Here is a 16,267-nt window from a genome sequence, read left to right as displayed (position 1 = left end):
CACATTTCCGCGGATTCAGGAGACGAAACGCGTGTTGTACGAGGCCTACGAACTTCAGCGGAGCTTTCTTGCAAGCGCGAGCGCGCTGGCAGGCGCGAGCTCGGACTGGATGACGAATCCGTCCAATCCGTTCTCGCAGTCCCCCTTCACGCCCATCGTCGCCTCCGGGCTCGATGTGTTCGCCCATGCATCGGCGACCTACGGCAAGCCCGCCTTCGGGCTGGCCACGACCGAGATCGACGGCAAGACCGTGAAGGTCACCGAGAAGATCGAGGCGGTGAAGCCGTTCGGCCAGCTCATCCATTTCACGCGCACCCGCGCCCCCAAGGATCAGCCCAAGCTGCTGATCGTGGCGCCGATGTCCGGCCACTATGCCACGCTCCTGCGCGGCACGGTCGAGCGGATGCTGCCCGGCCATGACGTCTGGATCACCGACTGGGCCGATGCGCGGCAGGTGCCGCTCGCCTTCGGCTCCTTCGATCTCGACGATTATATCGATTACGTGGTCGATTTCCTCGACCATATCGGCCCCGGCACGCATGTGCTGGCCGTGTGCCAGCCCGCCGTGCCCGTCTATGCGGCCGCGGCCCTGATGGCCGCCGAAAAGCATCATGCCCGCCCGCGCTCGATCACGATGATGGGCGGACCGATCGACACGCGGGAGGCGCCGACGGCGGTGAACACCGTCGCCACTCAGCGCCCGTTCAGCTGGTTCGAGCAGAATGTGATCCAGACGGTGCCGTGGTTCCACCCCGGCGGCGGGCGCAAGGTCTATCCGGGCTTCCTCCAGCTCACCGGCTTCATGGCGATGAACTTCGGCAACCACCTCGTCAGCCACTGGCAGATGTTCAAGCATCTGGTCGACGGCGACGACGAACATGCCGAGTCCACCAAGGCCTTCTACGAGGAATATCGCTCGGTCTGCGACATGACCGCCGAATTCTATCTCCAGACGATCGACACCGTCTTCCAGAGCCATCTGCTGCCCAAGGGCGAGATGATGCACCGGGACGACCGCGTCGATCCGGGCGCGATCAAGGACATCGCTTTGCTCGCGGTGGAAGGCGAGCGGGACGATATTTCCGGCCTTGGCCAGACCAAGGCGGCGCTGACGCTCGCGACCAATCTGCCCGACGCCTACAAGACTTATTATATGGCGCCGAAGGTCGGCCATTACGGCATCTTCAACGGCCGCCGCTGGCGCACCGAAATCGCGCCGGTGGTGGAGAAGTTCATCCTCGACGCCGACGCCCGCGCCAAGAAGGCCTGAGGCTCGATCGTTTAAACCGTCATGCTGAACTTGTTTCAGCATCCATGACCCGACCGGAGCTTTCCAGCGCGACGGTCGGGCCATGATCCTTGAGAGGAGCGGCCCGCCTCAACCTCGACCGGAACTGCCGTCAGGCGGCCTCCGCCTGACGGTTCGCGCTGGCCGCCACCTCGTCGAGGAAGCAGATAAGCGCGCGTTCGGCGCCCGTCATATATTTGGTCGCGCGCGGCAATCGCAGCGCGCAGCAATCCTCGCACTTTCCCTCGCGGCACAGTTCGATAAGCGCGGGATGGACATAGGATTTGCGGCTGATCGCGGGCGTGTTGCCCAGCGCCGCCGCCACCTCCTCCAGCATCGGCTTGAGCGACAGCTTGCCCGATCTGGCCGCCGTCAGAATATGCTCGAACGCGAGCAGGCTGGCGCTCCAGGTGCGGAAATGCTTGGCGGTGAAATCGCCGCCCATCGCCTCGCGGATATAGTCGTTCACCTCGGACGAGCCGACCGGATGGGGCACGCCATCCTCGCCCACATAGGCGAACAGATGCTGGCCCGGCAGATCCTGCGTCCGCCGCACGATCGCGGCGAGGCGGCGATCCTCGATCGACAGCCGCTGCACCTTGCCGGATTTGCCCTTATATTCCAGCCGCAGCTTCGCGCCGCTCACCTTCGCATGCCGATTGCGCAGCGTGGTGGCGCCGAAGCTCTTATTCTCCTTGGCATAAGCCTCGTTGCCGACGCGGATGTGGCCGAGATCCAGCAGGAGCACCACGGCGGCCACCACCGTCGCCCGGTCCAGCTTCCGCGACGCCAGATCCTCCGCCACCCGCGCCCGGAGCAAGGGCAGCGCGCGGCCGAAATCGGCGCAGCGCTCATATTTCTGCGCGTCCTGCTGGGCGCGGAAGGCGGCGTGATAGCGATATTGCTTGCGGCCGCGATCGTCGATGCCGGTCGCCTGGATATGGCCGTGCGGGCTGGGGCAGAACCACGCATCGACATAGGCCGGCGGCAAGGCGATGGCGTTCAGCCGATCGATCTCGTCGCGTTGGGTGATGCGCTTGCCCTTGGGATCGGCATAGGCCCAGCCGCGTCCGGCCTTCCGGCGCGTGATCCCCGGCAGCGCATCGTCGACATAGCACAGGATCGTCGGTCGTTCCGCATCTGACATGGCGGCGAAACGGGAGGGAGCGCCGCGCGGTTCCACCGGCCGGATTGCGGAGCCGCCTCAGAGACTTCGGCAGGCCCGTCGATGCCCAAGGGTCTTGGGAGGTCGCCCCCTCCCGACCGCATCTCAACTCTCCTCGATCGTCAGCGCCTCCACCTCCAGCAGCACCTCGCCATCAGCCGCTCCACGATCGACGATGGCGATGTCGGCCAGCAAATGGCCGCGCAGGCTGAACTCGGCCTCGCCCAGCCCCCGCGCGAACGCGTCCGCCGCCTCGGCCGGCAGGCGGATCTCCAGCCGGTGGCGCGCGCCCGCGAAGGTCGCGCTCGCCCAGTCATGGCTGGGCCGGGCGCGGACGACGGCCCCGTCCCCGCCGCGCGCCGCCAGCGCCTCCACCAGCGCGTCGCGGGCATTGCCGCGCATGCGCCTCTCCCGGCTGCGGCCGCTCATCGGCCCCGTTCCTGCGCGTCGGCGATGTAGGTGCAGACCTTCGCGGTGACGCGCGGCCCCGGCTCGCGCCCGTTGCGCAGGTCGCTCACGAAGCGCGGATCGTTCACCACCGTCCGGCCGAACAGGGTTTCCGGCATGCGGGTCCGCTCCAGATGCCGATTGATCAGACGCAGCAGATACATGATTCGCCCTCCTCGTTTGTTCCTGCTATGTTCTGCTTGCAGGTCAAATCCTACATGTCTAGGATTTTTCCTATCGATTTTGGACGATCCGATCGGATCAGGCGCGAGGATGGCCATGACGGGAGATGCGGCGATCGATGCGCGCGCGGCGCTGGCGGCTTTGATCGAGGAACGGCGCGAGGATTATGCGGGCCTGTCGCGGATGCTGGGGCGCAACCCCGCCTATATCCAGCAATATGTGAAGCGCGGCACGCCGCGCCGGCTGGCCGAGGAGGATCGGCGCGCGCTCGCCCGCTATTTCCGCGTGGCCGAAGAGGCGCTGGGCGGCCCGGCCGAGCGCCCGCGCGCCATCCCCGCCGATGCCCCGCGCGAGCAGGTGCGCGACGCGGCGATCGTGGCGGTGCCGCGCCACGCGCTGGGCGCCTCGGCCGGGCCCGGATCGCTGGAGGAGGACGGCGCAGGCTCGGCCCGCGCGATCCATTTCGCGCCGGGGCAGTTGCGCGAGCTGGGCGTGGGCGATCCCTCCGGCCTCTCGGTGATCCGGGTGGCAGGCGATTCCATGCTGCCCCTGCTGGCCGACGGCGACGACATCCTCGTCGACACGCACGACGGAGCCGAGCGGCTGCGCGACGGCGTCTATGTCCTCCGCAACGAGGAGGCGTTGATGGTGAAGCGGCTGGTGCTGCGCCCCGACGGCGGCCTCGCCATCCTCAGCGACAATCCCGCCCACCAGAGCTGGCCCGACGCCGACCGCAGCCGCATCCGCATCGTGGGCCGCGTGCTCTGGGCGGGAGGACGGGTGCGGTAGGGACGATAAGGAGGCGATGAAGCATAGTCGTTTGCGAGGAACGACGGAAACGGATGCTTATGACGCGGGCCCGCCTTGATCCCGATGCGGGGAAGCATAGAAATAACAACGGGATTTGCTGGACCGCACCCACCCTATCGGAGCCTGCGCCATGAAAATTGTCGCCATCTGCCTGATCGCGCTCACCGGCGTCGCGGCGCATGCCGAGCCTTATTCTCCGCTGCCCGCCATGACGACCGGCCTCGACGAGACGCCGTCCATGAAGCAGGCGAAATATGAGCGCGCCGTCGCGCTGCGGGCCGAGGCCACCGCCTTGCTGGAGCAGGACAATGGCACGCTGACCCCGGCGCATGCGGCCTATATTCGCCAGAAAGCGTGCGAGATTGTCGGCTCCAAGCCCACGGGCCGCGGGATCGTTTCCCGCAATCGATGCCGCATGTAAGCAAGCAGGGGGATGTCCCCGCTGACGCGTCCGTCGCGCCGGACGTGAGGAACGGCTAGGCCGCCCGCCGTCTAGGACGGATCGACAGTCGGATAATGTGAAAGACTGGGCTGGGCATCATTCCAGACTGTCATGCTGAACTCGTTTCAGCATCCATGACCTGACGGATCGGCCTGGTTCGACGGTCGGGTCATGGGCCCTGAAACGAGTTGATGGGTATCCCGTTCGAACACGTGCCCGTCACCCCGGACTTGTTCCGGGGTCCACCGGGCGACACGTACAGCGGACCAAGGCGCGCGCAGACGGGTGGATGCCGGAACAAGCCTGTCCTGAGCCTGCCGAAGGGTCCGGCATGACGAAGCTCCATGTCCGAACGGGACATGCGCCAAACGAGTTCAGGGTGACGCTTTCTCGAAAGCAGCCGTTTCCAATCGCTGAATGTCGAGCAACCCTAGCCCGCCCGCCTCCTAGCGCCCCGTGCGCTTCCGGTCGCGCAGCCAGAACAGCAGCGCCGCCACCGCACCCACGGCGACACCGCCGACCACGCCGGCCGAGGGCTCGCCCCAAAACATGCCGATCGTGGTGCCCGCCAGGATGGCGATCGCCAGCAGCACGCCCGCCGCGGCGGGAGCCGGTTCGTTTCGGTCGCTCATCGTTCCTCGCTCATTGTGCCCTCCCTGCCACTGTCGCGCGGGCGTGGCCAGCCCGTGGCGTTAACGTGTCGCAAGCGCTGGCGGCGCGCGCGCGCCTGCCCTAGGGAGAGGCATGCCTGCGGTACGGATGCGGGCGGCGAAATATGCCGCCGCGGCTGCGACACTCTGCCTGAATTCGCTGTCCGCCGGGGCCCAGACAGTCGCGCCTGCCGCACCTGGCCAGCAGGCCCCGTCGGCCGCCCCCCTGCCCGTCCTGGCACCGCCCGCGCCGGATCAGGGCCTGATCTCCGCCGATCTGCCGCTGGCGCCGATGCCCGATCTGGGCGTCGACTGGCCCGATCTCTCCGCCCCGGACGCGGCCCCCGCCCCGGCCCCGGACGCATCAGCCCCTGCCACCGGCGCGGCATCGGCATCCGGCACGGGCAAGGCCCGACGCTCCGACTCCGCCGCCGTCGAGGCCGAGCTGGCCCGCCCCTATCGCGTCACGATCACCGGCATCGAGGAACTGGGCGCCGATTTCCGCCTGCGATTCAACGCACTCTCCGCGCTGGATGCGGGCGACGACAAGCCCGCCAACGCCGCCCAGATCAACCGCCGCGTCAACGAGGACGAGGCGCTGATGAAGCAGCTGCTGCGCTCGATCGGCCGCTATGACGGCGAGGTGCTGAGCCGCGTCGACACCGCTGCCATGCCGATCGCGGTGACGCTGGCCGTGACGCCGGGGCGCAGCTATCGCTTCGCCACCGTCGATCTCGTCGGCGTCGACAAGGCCGGGGCGAAAGCGGCGGCGCTGGGATCCGCCTTCGCGGTCAAGCCCGGCGACGCGGTGGATGCCGATCGCGTCACCAACGAGGTGATCGCCTATCGCGCGCGGCTGGGCCACGAAGGCTTCCCCTTCGCGAAGGTCGGCGAGCCGCAGGTGACGGTGGATCACGCCAGCGGCGAGGCGACGCTGAAGCTGGACGTCGATCCCGGCGCGCCCGCGCGCTTCGGCAAGATCGTCGCCACGGGCAACAAGCCGGTCTTCTCCTCGCGCCACTTGGGCGAGATCGCCCGCTTCCACGAGGGCGACGAATTCGACGCGCCCCTGCTCGATGATCTGCGCCGCGCGCTGATCCAGACCAGCCTCGTCTCGGTCGCGACGATCACGCCGGTGCCGGCGGAGGACCCGGCGCTGGTCGATATCCGGGTGCTGACCGAGCCCGCGCCGCCGCGCACGATCGCGGGCGAGCTGGGCTACGGCACGGGCGAAGGCGCGCGCGCCGAAATTTCGTGGCAGCATCGCAATCTGCTGCCGCCCGAGGGCGCCGTCACCTTCCGGGGCATCGCCGGCACGCGCGAGCAATTGCTGAGCGCCACGCTGCGCCGCTCCAATTATCGGGCGCGCGATCGCGTGCTGAACGCGCAGATCGCCGCCTCCCACAGCAATCTCAACGCCTATGACGCGCGCACCTTCTCGGTTTCGGCCAATCTGGAGCGGCAGACCAACATCATCTGGCAGAAGAAATGGACCTGGTCGCTCGGTGGCGAGCTGCTCGCGTCGGACGAACGCGACACGATCCAGGCGACGGGCCAGGCGCGCCGCCGCAACTTCCTCGTCGCGGCCGTGCCCGCCACGCTCTCCTATGACGGCACGGACGACCTGCTGAACCCCAGCAAGGGCTATCGCATCACGGGCCGCATCTCGCCCGAAGCCTCGCTCCACAAGACGTTCGACGGCTATGTGAAGATGCAGTTCGATGCGAGCGCCTATTGGCCGGCGACATCCTCGATCGTGCTGGCGGGGCGCATCCGCGTCGCCTCGATCACGGGCGCCAGCACGTCGATCATCGCGCCGTCGCGCCGGCTCTATTCGGGCGGCGGCGGATCGGTGCGCGGCTACAGCTATCAGGGCATCGGCCCGGTCGACGTGGATCGCGATCCCGTGGGCGGGCGCGGGCTGACCGAGTTCGGCAGCGAGGTGCGCTTCCGCTTCGGATCGTTCGGCGTGGTGCCCTTCTTCGACGGCGGCAGCCTCACCGACAGCAATATCCCGAAGGTCAGCCACATGCGCTACGGCGCGGGGCTCGGCGCGCGTTATTATACCAGCTTCGGCCCGATCCGCATCGACGTGGGCACGCCGATCGCACGGCGGCCGGGCGAATCCCGCGTCGCCGTCTATGTGTCGCTCGGGCAGGCCTTCTGATGGACGCGCTGCCGCCCGAAGAGATCCCCGCAGAGGCGCCCCCGCCGCCGGCGAAGCGCAACCGCCTGCTGCGCGGCCTGGGCGTCGCGCTGCTGAGCCTGTTCATGGCGTTCGGGCTGGCGATCCTGGCCGTGGATACCGGCCCCGGCCATCGGCTGATCGTCGATCGCATCGCGGAGCTGAAGATCAAGACGGGCCTGCGCATCCGCATCGGCCGGATCGAGGGGTCGATCTGGAACCGGGCGGTGCTGCGCGACGTGCGGCTCTATGACCTGAAGGGCCAGTTCTTCGAGGCGCCCGCCATCCGGCTCGACTGGCGCCCGCTCGGCTGGCTCTCCAATCGGCTGGATATACGCAGCCTCTCGTCCGATCTGGTGACGCTGGATCGGCTGCCCAAGCTCCGCAGCACGAAGAAGGGCCCGATCCTGCCCGGCTTCGACATCCGCATCGGCAAGCTGGAGGTGCGCCACTTCCGGCTGGGCAAGGCCGTGGCGGGCACGGCGGCGGAGGCGAAGCTCGCGGCGCGCGCCGATGTCCACGGCCGCCGCGCGATGATCTGGCTGCAGACGGCGAGCAACAAGCGCGACCGGCTCGCGGTGGATCTGGATGCGGAGCCCGATGGCGACGTCTTCCGCCTGATCGCGCGGGCCGAGGGGCCAGCCGGCGGCGTGATCGGCGGCCTGTTCGGCACGAAGCGGCCGATCCTCGCCGCCGTCGACGGGCGCGGCACCTGGCATCGCTGGCAGGGCCACGCCCACGCCCGGCTGGACGACAAGGCGATCGCCGATCTGGCGCTGACCGTGAAGGATGGCGATTATGGCCTGAACGGCCGCCTCGCCCCCTCCCCCTTCCTCACCGGCAAATTGCAGCGGCTGACGGCGAACATCATCTCCGTGGCGGGGCATGCAAAGCTCGCCGATCGCCAGCTGACGGGAAGCCTCGCGGTGGCGAGCCAGGCGCTGCGGCTGGGCACGAAAGGCCGACTCGATCTGGCCAACAGCGCGTTCCGCGACTTCGCGCTGGACGTGGATCTACGCGATCCCTCCGCCCTCTTCCCGAACATGACGGGCCAGCAGGTGCGGCTCCACATGATGCTGGACGGCGACTTCAAGGAGCCCGCATTCCGTTATGCGCTGACGAGCCCGCACATCGCCTTCGACAATACCGGCTTCGATCGCGTCTCCGCCACCGGCGCGGGCCGCTTCGGCAAGATCCCCGTCGCGCTGCCGATCACGCTGTCCGCCGCGCGGGTCACCGGCATCGGCGATGTCGCGGGCGGCATCCTCGCCAATCTGAAGGTGGTGGGCACGCTGTCGGTGGACGGCAAGGCGATCACGGGCACCGGCCTCGCCCTCTCGTCGGACAAGCTCAACGGCAAGCTCGGCCTGCGGATCGATCTCGTCAGCGGCGCCTATGATGTCGCGCTCACGGGCGGGCTCAAACGCTATCTGATCCCCGGCCTCGGCATCGTCGATGTGGATAGCGTGCTGTCGGTGGCGCCGGGACCGGGCGGCAAGGGCACGGTGGTGACGGGCCACGGCACGGCCGACGTGCGCCGCTTCGACAATGCCTTCCTGCGATCGCTGGCCGGCGGCCTGCCGCATCTCGATACGAAGCTGATCCGCGATCCGGACGGCACGCTGCGCTTCCAGAATCTCGTCCTCACCGGCCCCGCGATCCGCATCACGGGCACCGGCATGCGCCGCCGCGACGGCACGTTCCAGTTTGACGGCGCGGGCCAGCAGGACGTGTACGGCGCCTTCCGCCTCGCGCTGGACGGGATGATCGATCATCCGAAGGTCGATCTGATGCTCGACGCGCCCGTGCCGGCGCTGGGCACCACCGATGTCCATCTCACGCTCGATCCCTTGCCCAACGGCTTCGATTTCCGCGCGACCGGTGGCTCCACGCTCGGGCCGTTCGCCGCGAACGGCGCGATCGAGACGCCGCCCGGCCAGCCCACCGTGATCGACGTGCGCGCGCTGGATGCCTCCGGTACGCGCGCCAGCGGGCGGCTGCGCTCCGATCCCGAAGGCTTCACCGGCCGGCTCGATCTTTCGGGCGGCGGCATGGCGGGCGCGCTGAATTTCGCGCCACAGGGCACGATCCAGCGGATCGATCCGCATCTGAGCTTCACCGGCGCGAAGCTGGCCGCCGCCAATCCGATTGGGATCGGGCGCGGGCAGCTGGACGGCACGATCCTGCTGGATCCGGACGCGCTGGGGCTGGACGGCACCTTCACCGGGCGCGGGCTGCGGCGCGGCGCGGTCTCTATCGCGCGGCTGGCGGCGCAGGCGCATCTGCGCGGCGGGCGCGGCACCGTATCGGGCACGATCGTCGGCAGCCGGGGCAAGACGTTCGATCTGAAGGTCGGCGCGCAGCTGGAGCCCGGCCAGGCCGCGATCAGCGCCTCGGGCAATCTCGACGGCCGCCCGATCAGCCTGCCCCAGCCCGCCCGGATCAGCGCGCAGGGCGATGGCTGGAAGCTCGCACCCACACGGCTGGATTATGCGGGCGGCGCCGCTCTGGTCGGCGGCGAGTTCGGGCCGGGCCGCGTGGCGTTCGATGCCACGCTGGAGCATGTGCCGCTGATCCTGGCGGACATCTTCGCGCCGAAGCTCGGCCTCTCCGGCTATGCCAGCGGCAAGCTGGCTTTCCGGCGCGAGGGGCAGGCCGCCCCGACCGGCCGGATGGACGTGACGGTGCGCGGCCTCGCCCGCGCGGGCCTCGTCCTCGCCTCGCAGCCGATCGATCTGGGGCTGGCCGCGGCGCTCACGCCGGGCGGCATCGCCGCGCGCGCCGTCGCCGTCTCGCAGGGGAAGACGATCGGGCGCGCGCAGGCGAAGGTGGCGCCGCTGGGCGCGGGGGCCGATCTGGCCGACCGCATCCTGAACGCGCCGCTCTTCGCGCAGCTGCGCTACATGGGGCCCGCCGACATCCTCTGGCGGCTGACCGGCGTGGAAACGATCGATCTTTCGGGCCCACTGACCGTGACGGCCGATGCGGGCGGCACGCTCGCCGATCCGCAGATCCGCGGCTCGCTCCGCACCGATGCGGGCCGCCTCGAAAGCAGCGTCACCGGCACGGTGGTGCGCGGGATCAAGGCGAGCGGCACGTTCGAAGGCTCGCGCCTGATCCTCTCGCAGATGAGCGGATCGACGCCGGGCGACGGCACCGTCACCGGCCGGGGCGATTTCGACCTGTCGGGCGCGACCGGCGTGGCGATGGACCTCGCGCTGATGGCCACCAACGCGCAGATCCTGAACCGCGACGATCTGGGAGCCACCGTCACCGGGCCGATCACGATCAAGTCGGACGGGCGCACCGGCACGATCGGCGGCTCGCTGGATCTGATCAAGAGCCGTTATCAACTGGGCAGCGCCGCCGCCGCGCAGGTGGCGCAGCTGACCGTGACGGACGTCAACGCCGACGACGAGGATTTCGACGACACGCCCCCGCCCCGCCCCTGGCAGCTCGACCTGAAGGCGCATGCGCGCAACCAGATGCTGGTGCGCGGCCTCGGCCTCGACAGCGAATGGCGCGCGGACCTGACGATCAAGGGCGCGGTCAACAATCCCGCGATCGGCGGCAAGGCCGATCTGGTGCGCGGCGGCTATCAGTTCGCCGGCCGCCGGTTCGAGCTGGAGCGCGGCATCATCCGCTTCACCGGCGCGGCCCCGCCCGATCCGATCCTGGACATCACCGCGCGCGCCGACCTGCAAGGGCTGAACGCCTCGATCCAGGTGTCTGGCACCGGGCTGAAGCCCGAGATCAGCTTCCAGAGCGTCCCCGCTTTGCCGGAGGACGAGCTACTCTCGCGCCTGCTGTTCGGCACCTCGATCACGAACCTGTCCGCGCCGGAAGCGCTTCAGCTGGCGGCGGCGGTCGCCTCGCTGCGCAGCTCGGGCAACAAGGGCGGGCTCAATCTCGATCCGATCAACGCGGTGCGCCGCGCGGTGCGGCTCGATCGCCTGCGCATCCTGCCCGCCGATCCCACCACGGGCGCGAAGTCGGCGGTGGCGGCCGGCAAATATATCGGACGCCGCACCTATGTGGAGGTCGTCACCGACGGCGCCGGCTATTCCGCCACGAGCGCCGAATTCCGCATCACGCGCTGGCTGTCCCTGCTCTCGACCATCTCCACGATCGGGCGACAGAGCGGCAACGTGCGCGTCTCGAAGGATTATTGAGCGCGGCGGGGCATGTCCGTCTTATCGTCACCCCGGACTTGATCCGGGGTCTCGCTTTTTCTTCTCGACGCAAAAAGAAGCGGGATTCCGGATCAGGTCCGGGATGGCGAAAAAGAGAAATCAGCTCAGGACCGGCGCGTGGTGGGGGCGGAAGAGCTTGCCGCGCTCGGTGAACGTCACCGTCGCGATCACGCAGAAGCCGATCACGGTGAAGCCGATGGCGAGCGGCACGGTGGTGCCGTCGAACGACTGGCCGATCACCAGCCCGATCAGCGCGCCGATCAACGTCTGGAAGAAGCCCTGGATCGACGAGGCCGTGCCGGCGATGTCGCCCACCGGCTCCATCGCCATCGATCCGAAGTTCGCGCCCATCATGCCGAAGCAGAACATCGTGGCGGACTGGATGATGGCGAGCGTCCAGATCGTCTCCCGCCCGCTCAAAGCGACGACGAGGTGGATGATCGCCAGAACGGTGAAGCCGAACATCGCCGATTGCGAGACGCGCCGCGTGCCGAACCGGCCGACGATGCGCGAGTTCAGGAAGGACGAGACTCCCATCGATCCCGCGATGCACGCGAAGACCAGCGGGAACATCGCCGCCGCATGGAAGATGTCGGCGAAGATCTGCCCGGCCGAATTGATGAAGCCCATCAGCGAGCCGAAGGCGAAGGCGCTGGACAGCGAATAGCCCGCCGCCGTGCGATCGCCGATCACGCGCGCCATCGCCGTGGCCACGCCGCCGATCGAGATGGGCTGGCGATATTCGGGGTGCAGCGTTTCCTTGAGCTTGAACCACGCCACGATCCCCAGCAGCCCGCCGAAGGCGCCGAGCAGCAGGAAGATCCAGCGCCAGCTTCCCATCGCCAGCAGGATGATCTGGCCGATGCTGGGCGCCAGGATCGGCACGGCGAGGAAGCACATGAAGGCCAGGCTCATCACCCGCGCCATCTGCCGTCCCTCATAGCAATCGCGCACGATCGAGACGACCAGCACGCGCGATGCGGCCGCCGCCACCCCCTGCCAGAAGCGGGCGATCAGCAGCAGCGGAAAGGTGCTGGAGAGCCCTGCCACCAGGCTCAGCACGCAGAAGGAGGCGGTACTGGCCACCACGATCGGCTTGCGCCCGAAGCGATCCGCCAGCGGCCCCCACACCAGTTGCGCGGAGCCGAAGCCGATCACGTAGGTGGCGATGATCCACTGCCGCTGGTTTTCGGTGGCGATGTGGAGGCTGCGCGCAATCTCCGGCAGCGCCGCGAGCATGATATCGATCGCAAGCGCATTCATGGCCATGAGACAGGCCATCAGCGCGACGAAAGGCCGGAAGGAAAGACCGGGATCGCTGGCGCCGGGCGCACGAACAGGTGGCACGGACATACGCGGCCTATTCCCAAAGAAAAGGGGCAGGAGCAACCGCTCCCGCCCCTTTATTTACGTCGTCGGCACCTTTTGGGGAGGCGCCGCGAACGGTTCAGGCCTCGACCGCCTTGCGGGCGCGGCGCTTCGGCGCGGCAGCAGCCGCCGCCGGGGCAGCGGTGGCCGAGCGCGGCTTGCGGCCCAGGCCGATCTTGTGCGCGAGCGCGCGGCGCTGCTCGGCATAATTGGCGGCGACCATCGGATAGTCACGCGGCAGGCCGAAAGCCTCGCGATAGCTCTCCGGCGTATAGCCGTGCTGCGAAATGTGACGGCGAAGCATCTTGTAGGGCTTGCCATCGATCATGCTGATCAGAAAATCCGGCTTGATCGACGAGCGCAGCGAAACGGCGCCCTTCGGCTTCTCGGCAACCGGCTCAAGCGCCGGCGTGCCCAGCGCGCCGAGCGCGCCATACACGCTCTGGATCAGCGCCGCGACTTCCGCGGTGGGGACGCTGTTGTTGCTCACATGAGCCGACACGATATCGGCGGTGAGCGTGATCAAATCCTGATTATCAGTGGACACGGCTAGCTCCTTAGGGACGGGCGCGATATAGTTCGATGATTTCGGATGGCCAGTAGAAATTTGTAACATTCCATACCAACTGTGATGAACTGATCCTGTCTGCGGGCCCTGGGACACGTGATTTTGGCTATAAAGGCCAAAACAGCGATTACCCATACGATCTACGGAAAATCGCTTCTTTGGCGTCTCAAGCGTCACGATATGGTTAATCGTCCCGCCTCGGCCGCTTTTGAGCGCAGCGTCTTCGAAAGTGGCCTGAAGAGAAGATGTCGCGCCGCTTTCCATCAATACCGTCATTCACCGCGCCGACGCGCCCTAGCATCGGCACAAGATGACATCGCTTCAACGTCCGAAAAGCCGAAAGGCTCATCGGAATCGATCAAGCGGGTTGATGAAGGATCCCGCCGCCACGGTCCCGATCGAACTGCAGCGACCGTCTCGCCGAAAAAACGAGCGACCGCCGCGACGCCCGGATCGAAGACTCGGACAGTCATCGGGCGAGGAACATGCTTCCGTCGTCCCGGTGGCGCAGGGCACGCCTGATCTTCAGGCGAAGCGACTCTTCGCGACATGCGTGATGCGGCAGGCGAGATCAGCCTCGCCGCTCGCGACGATATAATGATCGCCGGCCTCAACGATGCCCGTGGTGAAGACGACTTCGGTCGGCAGATAGAGTTGATGCGCGATTGGCGCGGTCAGCGCCGGATTGGCCTCCAGCAGCGGCGCCTCGTCTTCCAGGCGCAGGATCTTCCACGGTTCGTCTCTGTCGAGCAGCGCCCAGAAGGTCCGATAGACGCCCACCTTCGCCCGTGTCTCCACGCCGTGATAGAGGACGAGCCAGCCCGTATCGGTCAGCACCGGCTGGGCGCCGCCGCCCACCTTCATCGCCGATGTCGATCCCCGCCGCGCGCGGATGCCCGGATGATCGATCGGCTTCCAGTGCAGCGCATCGGGCGACTGGGCGAGGTTGATCGAGGGGCCGCCGACATAGTCGCTTCCCTCCGGATAGGCGAAGTAGAGTTCGCCCAGCGGACGGGTGAGCGCCAGGAAGCGCCCCCCCACCTTGCCCTCGAAGAAGATCATGTCCTTGTTCTGATGATCGAGGACGATACCTTCCAGCGTCCAGTCCAGCGCATTGCCGGACGTGTAGAGTGTGGTGGAATGGCGCTCGGGCGAGACGGAACAGGTCGTCATGTACCAGCGATCGCCCACCTTCGTGATGCGCGGATCCTCGATCCCATAGACCTGATAGGATCGGGTCGGCGCGATCGCGCGATCGTAATGCACCGCCAGCACGCGCCGCCCCTCGGGATCCAGTTCGACGGGCAGCAGCCACGACATCGAGGTGAGCCCCAGCATCCGATAGGGGGAGCCGCCAATGTCGAACTGACGCGGATCGCTCATGTTGACGGCGGTGAGCGGATGCGCGTCCAGCACGTAGGCGCCGTCCGCCCAGCGGATCGCATGAACCTGATCGCCCGCGACCGGCTCCTTCAGCGCCTCGGCCACGCGCACCATCAGCAGCAGATTGCCGCCCGGCAGGCGCGTGAAGCCCGGATTGAACGCACCCAGCACATAGGTTTCGGCGGAGAGCGACGCACGCAGCGGCGAGCGGGCAAGATCCACGTCGTCCGGCGTGAAGATCAGATAATCGTCCATCGCGCCCTCATCGTCCGCCGCCTGCTCGCAACCAAAACCGCGACCGCGCGATTGGCTCCCGTGGAGTAAGGAGCTTGCGCGTCATGACCAGCTTTCGGAAGGGCGATAAGGTCCGCTGGGCCTCGCACGGCGGCACCGCGCACGGCACGGTCGAGCGCAAGCTGACCGCGGAACGCCACATCAAAGGCCATAAGGTGGCGGCGTCGCCGGACGATGCGCAATATCTCGTACGATCCGACAAAGGCGGTGAAGCGGCGCACAAGCCCGGCGCCCTGAGGCGGGAGTGACCATTTCCCCTCACGAAAGCACTCGCCCTCTCCGAAAACGCCGCCTAAGGAGAGGCTCATTCTCAGAGCAGGAGAGAAATGTAATGGCTAAGGAAACCACTGCGAAGGCGCCGACCGGCGGCATTCACAAGCCCGTGACCCCGTCGGCCGATCTCGGCGCGATCGTCGGCACCGGCCCGATGCCGCGCAGCGAGATCGTCAGCAAGATGTGGGAATATATCAAGAAGAACAATCTGCAGGATTCCAAGGACAAGCGCCAGATCAATGCGGACGCCCAGCTGGAGAAGGTCTTCGGCAAAAAGAGCGTTAGCATGTTCGAGATGAACAAGCACATCTCCGCGCACGTCAAGTAAGCGGTATCTGGCGGACGGCCCGGACGGCCGTCCGCCAAAAGCTTTTGGGCCGTTTTTTCGAAAGCATCCCAAACGAAAGATAAACTCTTCTCATCGAACCACTTCTCCTGTTATGCAGCCGCCACAACAACCCGGCGCGCTCCCAACAGCTTGTCGCGCTATGCGGAGGGAATGATCGATGACGGAGCAAGCCGACCAGACGATCCTCACGTTGACCGCCGAGATCGTCGCCGCCCATGTGGGGCACAACCGGGTTGTTCCCGGCGATCTTCCCGATCTTATCCAGCGCGTTCACGAAGCGCTGAGCGGCCTTGGTAAAGATACCGTAGAAGCAGCGCCCTCCACCGAAGCGAAGCCCGCCGTATCGGTGCGCTCTTCGGTGAAGCCCGATTACATCGTCTGCCTGGAAGACGGCAAGAAGCTGACGATGCTGAAGCGCTACTTGCAGACGCGCTATGGCATGACCCCCCAGCAATATCGCCAGAAATGGAAGCTTCCGGCCGATTATCCGATGGTCGCGCCCAATTATGCCGATCGCCGTCGCGAACTCGCCAAGCAGATCGGCCTCGGCCGCAAACCCAAGGAAGCAGCAGCTCCCGCCCCGGCCAAGCGCGGCCGCAAGCCCAAGGCTGCGGCCTGATCGCCGGCGGATAAGAGAAGAGGAAAGGGTTCACGCAGAGACGCGGAGGG

General features: G+C 67.3%; 15 protein-coding genes. 8 read left to right on the top strand and 7 right to left on the bottom strand.

The features are described from left to right. The first annotated feature begins 31 nt into the window (after positions 1-31). Positions 32-1,270, top strand: a complete 1,239-nt coding sequence (locus HL653_RS09625; protein ID WP_171744339.1) for a polyhydroxyalkanoate depolymerase — start codon at positions 32-34, stop codon at positions 1,268-1,270. Positions 1,271-1,400: 130 nt separating this feature from the next. Here HL653_RS09625 and HL653_RS09620 read toward each other — a convergent pair whose 3' ends face one another. The 3 genes from HL653_RS09620 to HL653_RS09610 form a co-directional block, all read right to left on the bottom strand. Further along, a complete protein-coding gene (locus tag HL653_RS09620) occupies positions 1,401-2,435 on the bottom strand; it encodes a DNA topoisomerase IB (protein WP_171744338.1) in 1,035 nt (344 codons plus the stop codon). Between the two features lie 123 nt (positions 2,436-2,558). After that, positions 2,559-2,882, bottom strand: coding sequence for a hypothetical protein (locus HL653_RS09615; protein ID WP_171744337.1), 324 nt, complete (start codon positions 2,880-2,882; stop codon positions 2,559-2,561). Continuing rightward, positions 2,879-3,064 (bottom strand): hypothetical protein, encoded by a 186-nt coding sequence (locus HL653_RS09610; protein WP_171744336.1) that lies wholly within the window; start codon positions 3,062-3,064, stop codon positions 2,879-2,881. The genes HL653_RS09615 and HL653_RS09610 overlap by 4 nt, the downstream gene beginning before the upstream one ends. Positions 3,065-3,173: 109 nt before the next feature. Here HL653_RS09610 and HL653_RS09605 point away from each other — a divergent pair, with 109 nt between their 5' ends. Both HL653_RS09605 and HL653_RS09600 read left to right on the top strand, forming a co-directional pair. Then, entirely contained in the window at positions 3,174-3,872 is a 699-nt protein-coding gene (locus HL653_RS09605; RefSeq protein WP_171744335.1) for a helix-turn-helix transcriptional regulator, read from the top strand. Positions 3,873-4,023: 151 nt separating this feature from the next. After that, the gene (locus HL653_RS09600) at positions 4,024-4,314 is read left to right on the top strand and encodes a hypothetical protein (protein ID WP_171744334.1); all 291 of its coding nucleotides are present in this window, start codon (positions 4,024-4,026) and stop codon (positions 4,312-4,314) included. 467 nt (positions 4,315-4,781) lie between these two features. Here HL653_RS09600 and HL653_RS09595 read toward each other — a convergent pair whose 3' ends face one another. Further along, positions 4,782-4,967, bottom strand: coding sequence for a hypothetical protein (locus HL653_RS09595; protein ID WP_171744333.1), 186 nt, complete (start codon positions 4,965-4,967; stop codon positions 4,782-4,784). A gap of 112 nt (positions 4,968-5,079) precedes the next feature. On the opposite strand from HL653_RS09595, the gene HL653_RS09590 reads away from it, so the two are divergent. Together HL653_RS09590 and HL653_RS09585 are read left to right on the top strand one after the other, a co-directional pair. Continuing rightward, the gene (locus HL653_RS09590; protein WP_253717813.1) at positions 5,080-7,152 is read left to right on the top strand and encodes an autotransporter assembly complex family protein; all 2,073 of its coding nucleotides are present in this window, start codon (positions 5,080-5,082) and stop codon (positions 7,150-7,152) included. Next, the gene (locus tag HL653_RS09585) at positions 7,152-11,342 is read left to right on the top strand and encodes a translocation/assembly module TamB domain-containing protein (RefSeq protein WP_171744332.1); all 4,191 of its coding nucleotides are present in this window, start codon (positions 7,152-7,154) and stop codon (positions 11,340-11,342) included. The genes HL653_RS09590 and HL653_RS09585 overlap by 1 nt, the downstream gene beginning before the upstream one ends. A 120-nt stretch (positions 11,343-11,462) precedes the next feature. Here the strand turns inward: HL653_RS09585 and HL653_RS09580 are convergent, their stop codons facing one another. The 3 genes from HL653_RS09580 to HL653_RS09570 all read right to left on the bottom strand — a co-directional run bounded on the left by HL653_RS09580 (position 11,463) and on the right by HL653_RS09570 (position 14,937). Continuing rightward, positions 11,463-12,632: a multidrug effflux MFS transporter gene (locus HL653_RS09580; protein ID WP_253717805.1), complete on the bottom strand. Its 1,170-nt coding sequence runs from the start codon at positions 12,630-12,632 to the stop codon at positions 11,463-11,465. Positions 12,633-12,810: 178 nt separating this feature from the next. After that, a complete protein-coding gene (locus tag HL653_RS09575; RefSeq protein WP_253718022.1) occupies positions 12,811-13,278 on the bottom strand; it encodes a MucR family transcriptional regulator in 468 nt (155 codons plus the stop codon). 546 nt (positions 13,279-13,824) lie between these two features. Further along, complete coding sequence (locus tag HL653_RS09570; RefSeq protein ID WP_171744330.1) at positions 13,825-14,937, bottom strand: glycosidase; 1,113 nt, start codon at positions 14,935-14,937, stop codon at positions 13,825-13,827. Positions 14,938-15,020: 83 nt separating this feature from the next. Between HL653_RS09570 and HL653_RS09565 the strand changes: the two genes are divergently transcribed. The 3 genes from HL653_RS09565 to HL653_RS09555 all read left to right on the top strand — a co-directional run bounded on the left by HL653_RS09565 (position 15,021) and on the right by HL653_RS09555 (position 16,217). Beyond that, positions 15,021-15,224, top strand: coding sequence for a DUF2945 domain-containing protein (locus HL653_RS09565; RefSeq protein WP_171744329.1), 204 nt, complete (start codon positions 15,021-15,023; stop codon positions 15,222-15,224). An 83-nt stretch (positions 15,225-15,307) separates the two neighbouring features. Beyond that, complete coding sequence (locus tag HL653_RS09560; protein WP_171744328.1) at positions 15,308-15,577, top strand: SWIB/MDM2 domain-containing protein; 270 nt, start codon at positions 15,308-15,310, stop codon at positions 15,575-15,577. Positions 15,578-15,755: 178 nt separating this feature from the next. Then, positions 15,756-16,217 (top strand): MucR family transcriptional regulator, encoded by a 462-nt coding sequence (locus tag HL653_RS09555; protein WP_171744327.1) that lies wholly within the window; start codon positions 15,756-15,758, stop codon positions 16,215-16,217. Positions 16,218-16,267: the final 50 nt, after the last annotated feature.

The sequence above is a fragment of the Sphingomonas sp. AP4-R1 genome, from assembly GCF_013113735.1.
Classification (GTDB): domain Bacteria; phylum Pseudomonadota; class Alphaproteobacteria; order Sphingomonadales; family Sphingomonadaceae; genus Sphingomonas_I.
Note: the sequence above shows the minus strand (reverse complement) of the source record. Positions and strands in the feature narration are given on the sequence as shown.

What these genes read in the sequence shown, in the direction of transcription:
- HL653_RS09620 (WP_171744338.1), bottom strand. Translation starts at nt 2,435, where the DNA reads ATGTCAGATGCGGAACGACCGACGATCCTGTGCTATGTCGACGATGCG.
- HL653_RS09615 (WP_171744337.1), bottom strand. Translation starts at nt 2,882, where the DNA reads ATGAGCGGCCGCAGCCGGGAGAGGCGCATGCGCGGCAATGCCCGCGAC.
- HL653_RS09610 (WP_171744336.1), bottom strand. Translation starts at nt 3,064, where the DNA reads ATGTATCTGCTGCGTCTGATCAATCGGCATCTGGAGCGGACCCGCATG.
- HL653_RS09605 (WP_171744335.1), top strand. Translation starts at nt 3,174, where the DNA reads ATGGCCATGACGGGAGATGCGGCGATCGATGCGCGCGCGGCGCTGGCG.
- HL653_RS09600 (WP_171744334.1), top strand. Translation starts at nt 4,024, where the DNA reads ATGAAAATTGTCGCCATCTGCCTGATCGCGCTCACCGGCGTCGCGGCG.
- HL653_RS09595 (WP_171744333.1), bottom strand. Translation starts at nt 4,967, where the DNA reads ATGAGCGACCGAAACGAACCGGCTCCCGCCGCGGCGGGCGTGCTGCTG.
- HL653_RS09590 (WP_253717813.1), top strand. Translation starts at nt 5,080, where the DNA reads ATGCCTGCGGTACGGATGCGGGCGGCGAAATATGCCGCCGCGGCTGCG.
- HL653_RS09585 (WP_171744332.1), top strand. Translation starts at nt 7,152, where the DNA reads ATGGACGCGCTGCCGCCCGAAGAGATCCCCGCAGAGGCGCCCCCGCCG.
- HL653_RS09580 (WP_253717805.1), bottom strand. Translation starts at nt 12,632, where the DNA reads ATGGCCATGAATGCGCTTGCGATCGATATCATGCTCGCGGCGCTGCCG.
- HL653_RS09570 (WP_171744330.1), bottom strand. Translation starts at nt 14,937, where the DNA reads ATGGACGATTATCTGATCTTCACGCCGGACGACGTGGATCTTGCCCGC.
- HL653_RS09565 (WP_171744329.1), top strand. Translation starts at nt 15,021, where the DNA reads ATGACCAGCTTTCGGAAGGGCGATAAGGTCCGCTGGGCCTCGCACGGC.
- HL653_RS09560 (WP_171744328.1), top strand. Translation starts at nt 15,308, where the DNA reads ATGGCTAAGGAAACCACTGCGAAGGCGCCGACCGGCGGCATTCACAAG.
- HL653_RS09555 (WP_171744327.1), top strand. Translation starts at nt 15,756, where the DNA reads ATGACGGAGCAAGCCGACCAGACGATCCTCACGTTGACCGCCGAGATC.